This is a genomic window from Ancylobacter defluvii (genome assembly GCF_018390605.1).
Taxonomy (GTDB): Bacteria; Pseudomonadota; Alphaproteobacteria; order Rhizobiales; family Xanthobacteraceae; genus Ancylobacter; species Ancylobacter defluvii.
On sequence record NZ_JAHBGD010000013.1, the window covers coordinates 25,966 to 32,418 of the forward strand.

The following is a 6,453-nucleotide window of genomic DNA, read 5'->3' on the forward strand; positions in this document are numbered from 1 at the left end:
GATGCCCTCATCAGTGTCCGGCGCCCTCGGCCCGGATGCGCGCCACCTGCGCGGCGAGATCCGGCCAGGGGGCGAGATTGGCGCGCTTCTCGCGCAGATAGGCCGCCACCGCTGCGATCTCCGCATCCGACAGCGCGTGGCGGAAGGCCGGCATCACCACGCCGCCCATGCCGTTCTTCGCATCGACGCCGTCGAGGATGACGTGGATCAGGTTGGTGGGGTCGGCGAGCCGGGTGGAGGAGTTGATCGCCAGCTCCGGCCGCCCCTCGACGATGCGCGACGCATTGTAGTGGCAGGCGGCGCAGGCGGTGGCGTAGAGCCGCTCGCCGAGATCCTTGCGGTAGGTCGGGTCGGGGCGACCGGCCTTCAGGCTCGCCAGCACGGCGGGGTTGGCGGCGGGATCGGTGGCGGGCGCCCCGATCCCCGCGCCGAGATAGGCGCCGATCGCCTCCAGGTCGCTCTTGGGCAGCTCGCGCAGGCCGGCATGCACCACCGGCCCCATCGGACCGGCGGCGATGCCGTGATAGACGCCCGCCCCGGTGCCGAGATAGCGGGTGAATTCGGCGGCGCTCCACGGCACCACCGAGGGATTGTCGGCGGTCAGCGCCGGGGCGATCCACCTGTCGATCGCGGCGCCGGCGAAGGCCTCGCCCTTCTTCTCGGCGCCTAAAAGATTGCGCGGCGTGTGGCAGGCGCCGCAATGCGTCACTCCCTCGACGAGATAGGCGCCGCGATTCCATTGCTCGGATTTGCCGGGATCGGGCCGGTAGCGGCCGAAATCGACGAAGAGCAGCTTCCAGCCGGCCTGGAGGACCCGCTGGTTCAGCGGGAACGGCAAGGCGTTGTCCTTGGTCGTCTCCCGCACCGGCGCGACCTTGGCCATCAGGAAGGCATAGATCGCGTCGACGTCCTCGTCGCTCATCTTGGTGAAGTGATCGAAGGGGAAGGCCGGCAGCAGATGCGCGCCCTCGCGGTCGACGCCGTCATGCATGGCGCGGCGGAAGGCGGCGGGCGACCAGCTGCCGAGCCCGGTTTCCGGGTCCGGCGTGATGTTGGAGGCGTAGATCGTGCCGAACCCGGTTTCCATCGGATAGTTGCCGGCATAGGGCTTGCCGCCGACCGCGGTGTGGCAGGTCGCACAGTAGCCCGCCGCCGCCAGGATCCGGCCCTTCTCGATCACCTCCGGGCTGAAGCTCGGACGCTCGGCGGCGCTCATGGCGGGCAGGCTCGGGTGATAGGCGTACACCCCGAAGCCGGCCAGAGCAACGACCGCGGCCGCGACAACGATCGACAGCCAGAACTTGAAATTCAAGCGACGCATCCTTTGATGTCGAGCGCCAGAATTAGAATTCTTCTCACATAGGCCGTCAAAGGAATTCTGCCGGGTCGCAAGCCGCCGCCCGTCGAACTTTAGGAGAAATCACCGCGGGCTCGGCGCCCCTCCCGGCATCCCGCGCCCAAACCAAAGCCCAAGCCCCGCCTCAGTCTTCCGCCTTCATGTAGGCAGCGAAGGCCTCGGCATAATCGGGATGCCAGCGCGACAGGGCCGGCCGGTTCTCGATGATGTCGCCCATGCCCCAGCGCATGCGCTTGAGGTCCATCTCGCGCGTCACTTCATTGTCGGGGCAGAGGATGTAGAAGTCCCGCTTGTCCAGGCCGTCCATCATGAAATCCGCCGTCTGGTCGGGCGTCCAGGCGCCAGCGGGCTTCTCGGTTACGCCCTTGGCGCGGGTGAAGCCGGTATAGACGAAGCCGGGGATCAGCAGATGCGCGCTGACCCGCCCGCCGGTCTGCTTGACGAGGTCGTGCGAGACCGATTCCGCCAGCGCCCGCAGCGCGGCCTTGGAGACGTTGTAGGCGGTGTCGCCCGGCGGTAGCGTGATGCCCTGCTTGGAGCCGGTCATCACCACGGCGCCGGGATGCGGCGAGCCGATCATGTCCGGCAGAAAGGCCTGCAGGCCGTGGAACACGCCCCAGAAATTGGTCTCCAAGGTGCGCCGCCACACCGCCTCGCCGGCGGCAAATCCACCGCCGCCTTCGCGCCCGGCATTGCACATCAGCACCGACACCGGCCCCATCCGGTCCGCCTGTGCCTTCGCCGCGGCAATCTGGGCGATGTCCGTCACGTCGGTCGGCGCCGCCACCGCGTTGATGCCCTCGGCCCTGAGCGCCTCCACCGCCTGTGTGAGCGAAGGGCCGGGCAGATCCATGATCAGCACCGCCATCCCCGCCGCGCCGAAGCGCCGGGCGGCGGCAAGCCCGATGCCGCTGGCGCCGCCGGTGACCACCGCGACGCGTTCGGGTGCAATGGCCGGATGTGTCATGGCGTTTCCCTCGGTTCCGTATGCTGCCGTCCCCGCATTCTATACTGCCGGCCACGGCGCCCCGAACCGGCTTCCGCTCATCGTCGCATTGAATTTGGCTCAACCGCCCCATTCTACCGGCGGCGTGACGCTGCGACAGCCGCAGGCATCGAAAAATACGATCATCATAATTGCCAAATTTTATTCTGACGCATTAAAGTCATCATCCTTGATGCCCGCGGACATCCCGGAATAAATGACAACCCCTGCATAGAAAATATCTATTCTATTAATAGAACTACATAATTTTATCTGATTAAATAATCATCTTTCCCTCTTCGGCGATGCTTCCCGCATGGGCATACGTAGAGTTACGGGTTGAGATCCCCCAACGTTTCTCCTTCTGGCACGCTCGATGCAATCGGTTCCTCCGTATTTCTCCACGGCAAGGAACGCGGATCATGCTCACTCTCTCCTCCCTGAAGCGGCTTGCTACCCTGAAGCGGCTTGCGGCCATCGGTGTCGTCGCTTCGGTGCTCGGTGCCGCCGGGCTGGCCTCCCCGGCCCTCTCCCAAACCAAGCTGCGCCTTGCGGTGGAAACCAATTCCGGTGACCCGCTCAACATCATGCTGGCGAATTTCCGCGACGCTCTCGCCAAATCGGCCGGTTCGGAGGTCGCCATCGAGTTCTTCGAGGGTGGCGCGCTGGGCGACGAGACGGCGCTGATGGAGCTGATCCGCGCCGGCGAAGTGCAGGTGGTGCCGCTCGGCTCGGATGTCGTCACCCTCGACAAGGGCTTCTCCGTGCTCGACACCCCCTTCCTGTTCGCCGACAAGGCCAGCGCCCGCGCCGCCTTTGACGGCAGGTTCGGCGAACTGCTCGCCGCCTCGCTGCGCGAGAAGGCCGGCCTTCAGGTGCTGGCCTTCGGCGAGCTCGGTTTCCGCACCATCTCGACCACGGCCAAGCAGATCAACGTCCCGGCCGACCTCAAGGGCCTGAAGATCCGCACGCCGGGCAGCCCGACCCGCATCCTCGCCTTCAAGACGCTGGGCGCGGCGCCCACCCCGATGCCGCTCGGCGAAGTCTATATGGCGCTCAAGCAGGGGGCGCTGGACGGCCAGGAGAACCCGCTTTCGGTGATCAAGGACTTCTCCTTCTTCGAGGTGCAGAAGTTCATCGCCCTGACCAACCACGTCTACACGCCCATCACCCTCGCCATGAACGGCGCCGCCTATGACGCGCTCTCGGCGGAGATGAAGGCCAAGCTGAAGGACGCCGCCAAGGCCGGCTCCGCCGCCACCCGCAAGGTCTCCGACGACAGCGACGCCCGCCTCGTCGACGAGTTCAAGTCGAAGGGCGTGACGGTGACGACCCCCGACCTCGCCGCCTTCCGTACCGCGGCCGAGCCGGTGAAGGGCGAGATCGCCAAGGTGGTTGGGCCCGATCTGATGACCAAGCTCGAAGCCAGCCTGAAGTGAATGCGAGCGAGCTTTGCGACATGACTTCGATCACTGGTGAGGAAGCCCGCAAGGGCTTCCGTTACGACGGCTACGCCACACTCGGCCGCCTCGGCCTCATCTACATCGCCTCCAGCATCGTCATGGACGCCGAATGGGCGGCCATGGCGGCGCCGGGGCTGTCGATCCATACCACCCGCGTGCGCCTGCCGAAGGTGACGCTGGAAGGCATCGACCAGATGATGAACGCGCCGGAGCTGGAGCAATCCGCCCGGCTGGTCGGCTCGGCGCCGATCGATGTGTTGTGCTTCGGCGGCACCAGCGCCTCCTTTGTCTACGGCACCGCCTATGACAAGGCGCTGATCGGCCGCATGGAGGGTTGGGCACCGGGCGTGAAGGCGACCACCGCCTCCACCGCCTCGCTCGCCGCGCTCGCCGAGGTGAAGGCCGGCCCGGTGGCGCTGGCGACGCCCTATGTCGACGCCATCCACCAGCGGGCGATCAACTTCCTCGAATCGAACGGCCACAAGGTGCTCAACAGCGGCAATCTCGGCATCGACGAGGATTGGGCGCTGGCCGACGTGCCGCTGGAGAAGGTGTTCGACCACGTCGTCGCCTGCGACCACCCGGACGCCACGGCGATCTTCATCTCCTGCACCAATTTCCGCTCCGCCGGCGTCATCGAGGCGCTGGAGACCGCGCTCGGCAAGCCGGTGATCTCCGCCGTGCAGGCCTCGTTCTGGCACTGCCTGGAGGTGGCCGGCATCGACGGCGCGAGGCCCGGCTACGGGCGGTTGTTCGACCGCCGCCTCGCCACCGAGGGGGGATCGTCGACATGACCTTCAAGCTTCTGGAAGCGCGGCGCGCGCCCTCCGACCTTATTGGCCGCGCCAGCCTCATCGGCGCGGCATCCTGGCTCGTCGAGACCGTCGGCATGGTGCTGATGGCGGTGCTGAGCCTGTTGGTGCTTGCCAACGCCACCGGCCGCTATTTCTTCAACACCCCCCTTCCCTGGACGGAAGAGGTCGTCTCGATCCTGCTGGTATGGATCGCCGCGGTCGGCGTGGTGCTGGCGGCCGGGCGCGGCGCGCTGGTCGGCTGCGAGATCGTCACCGGCCGGCTGCCGCCGCAGCAGGCGCGGACCCTCACCCGCGCGATCAGCTTCGTCAGCGCCCTGCTGATGCTGGCCGTCGCCTGGTATTCCTGGCGCTACATGCAGGTGTTCGGCCGCGACGTCACGCCGATGCTCGACATCCCGAAATCCTGGATCTCCGGCGGCCTGCTCGCCGCCTCTCTCGGCATGGCCGCCGCGTTCCTCTACCGCACCGTCGTGCCGCACAAGCTGGTCCTCATCGAGGACATTGCGGAAGAGATCGCCGACCACCCGGCCCATGAGGTGAAACTATGATGCTCGCTCTCGCCGGCGGCTCGCTCGCCGCCCTGTGCATCCTGGTGGTGATCGGCTTCCCGATCATCGTGGCGCTGGTCGCCTCGGTGTTCATCTTCCTGTCGATCAGCGGCGGCTGGTCGCTCGCGCTGCCGCAGCAGACGCTCACCGGCGTCTCCGACTACATCCTCGTCACGCTGCCGCTGTTCATCCTCGCCGGCGGCATCATGAACAATGGCGGCATCGCCAAGCGGCTGTTCGACTTCGCGGTGGCGCTGGTCGGGTGGATGCGCGGCGGCCTCGCCCATGTCGATGTGGTCACCTCGGTGCTGTTCGGCGGCATGATCGGCACCTCGGTGGCCGATCTCGCCGGCACCGGCTCGGTCACCATCCCGCATCTGAAGAAGCACGGCTATCCCGGCCCCTTCGCGGCGGCGGTCACCGCGACCTCCTCGGGCATCGGCGTGCTGATCCCGCCCTCCTCGCCGATGATCCTGTATTCGGCGGTGACCGGCACCTCGCTCGGCGCGCTGTTCCTCGCCGGCGTGGTGCCGGGCCTGCTCATGGGCGGCATGATGATGGGCGTGATCTCCTACCTTGCCCCCCGCCGGGGCTGGGGCACCGCCGGCCCGTTCGTGCCGGCCGAGGTATGGCGCACCGGCAAGCGGGCGGTGCTGCCGCTCGGCCTGCCGGCCTTCATCCTGATCAGCCTGATCTCTGGCGTCTGCACGCCGAGCGAGGCCGGCGCCTTCGCCCTCGCCTATGCGTTCATCCTGTCGAAATTCGTCTACCGCTCCATCACCTGGTCGGAACTGCGCAAGGTGACGGTGGACGGGGTGATCATGACCGGCGAGGTGCTGATCGTGGTCGGCTTCTCCACCGCGCTCGGCTGGGCGCTGTCGCAGGCCAAGGTGCCGATGGTGCTGGCGGACGGCCTCCAGACGCTGTTCCCCTTCGAAGGGCAGACGCTGAAGCTGCTCGTGCTGCTGTTGCTGGCTCTGGTCGCCGGCATGGTGCTCGATCCGCTGATCCCGATGATCATGCCGGTGCTGCTGCCCTCGCTGATCGCCATGCAGGTCGATCTGGTGCATTTCGGCGTGCTGATCGTGGTGACGGTGGTGATCGGCCAGATCACCCCGCCGGTCGCCATCGCGATATTGGTCTCGGCCAAGATCGCGCGCGAGGATGTGGTGCATGTGTTCCGGGCCAACATGCCGTTCTTCTGGGGCATGGTCGCCTTCCTGATCCTGCTCACCGCGTTCCCGTGGCTCTCCACCGGCCTGCCGTCGCTGATGGCGGAATGACG

6 protein-coding genes are annotated in these 6,453 nt (G+C 66.9%); 4 read left to right on the top strand and 2 right to left on the bottom strand.

Translation table 11 applies throughout. The annotated features are described in order from the left end of the window. Positions 1–10 precede the first annotated feature (10 nt). Together KHC24_RS09775 and KHC24_RS09780 are read right to left on the bottom strand one after the other, a co-directional pair. A complete protein-coding gene (locus KHC24_RS09775) occupies positions 11–1,312 on the bottom strand; it encodes a cytochrome c (RefSeq protein WP_246546557.1) in 1,302 nt (433 codons plus the stop codon). Positions 1,313–1,481: 169 nt separating this feature from the next. Beyond that, on the bottom strand, positions 1,482–2,324 hold the full coding sequence (locus KHC24_RS09780) for an SDR family NAD(P)-dependent oxidoreductase (protein ID WP_213363079.1): 843 nt from the start codon (positions 2,322–2,324) through the stop codon (positions 1,482–1,484). 440 nt (positions 2,325–2,764) lie between these two features. Here KHC24_RS09780 and KHC24_RS09785 point away from each other — a divergent pair, with 440 nt between their 5' ends. The 4 genes from KHC24_RS09785 to KHC24_RS09800 are packed head-to-tail and all read left to right on the top strand — an operon-like array spanning position 2,765 to position 6,451. Then, positions 2,765–3,781 carry a TRAP transporter substrate-binding protein gene (locus tag KHC24_RS09785; RefSeq protein ID WP_213363080.1) on the top strand — a complete coding sequence of 339 codons (1,017 nt, stop codon included), beginning with the start codon at positions 2,765–2,767 and terminating at the stop codon, positions 3,779–3,781. Positions 3,782–3,801: 20 nt separating this feature from the next. Continuing rightward, positions 3,802–4,599: a maleate cis-trans isomerase family protein gene (locus KHC24_RS09790; protein ID WP_213363081.1), complete on the top strand. Its 798-nt coding sequence runs from the start codon at positions 3,802–3,804 to the stop codon at positions 4,597–4,599. Continuing rightward, positions 4,596–5,168, top strand: coding sequence for a TRAP transporter small permease (locus tag KHC24_RS09795; protein WP_213363082.1), 573 nt, complete (start codon positions 4,596–4,598; stop codon positions 5,166–5,168). The genes KHC24_RS09790 and KHC24_RS09795 overlap by 4 nt, the downstream gene beginning before the upstream one ends. Then, positions 5,165–6,451 (top strand): TRAP transporter large permease, encoded by a 1,287-nt coding sequence (locus tag KHC24_RS09800; protein WP_246546559.1) that lies wholly within the window; start codon positions 5,165–5,167, stop codon positions 6,449–6,451. The genes KHC24_RS09795 and KHC24_RS09800 overlap by 4 nt, the downstream gene beginning before the upstream one ends. Positions 6,452–6,453: the final 2 nt, after the last annotated feature.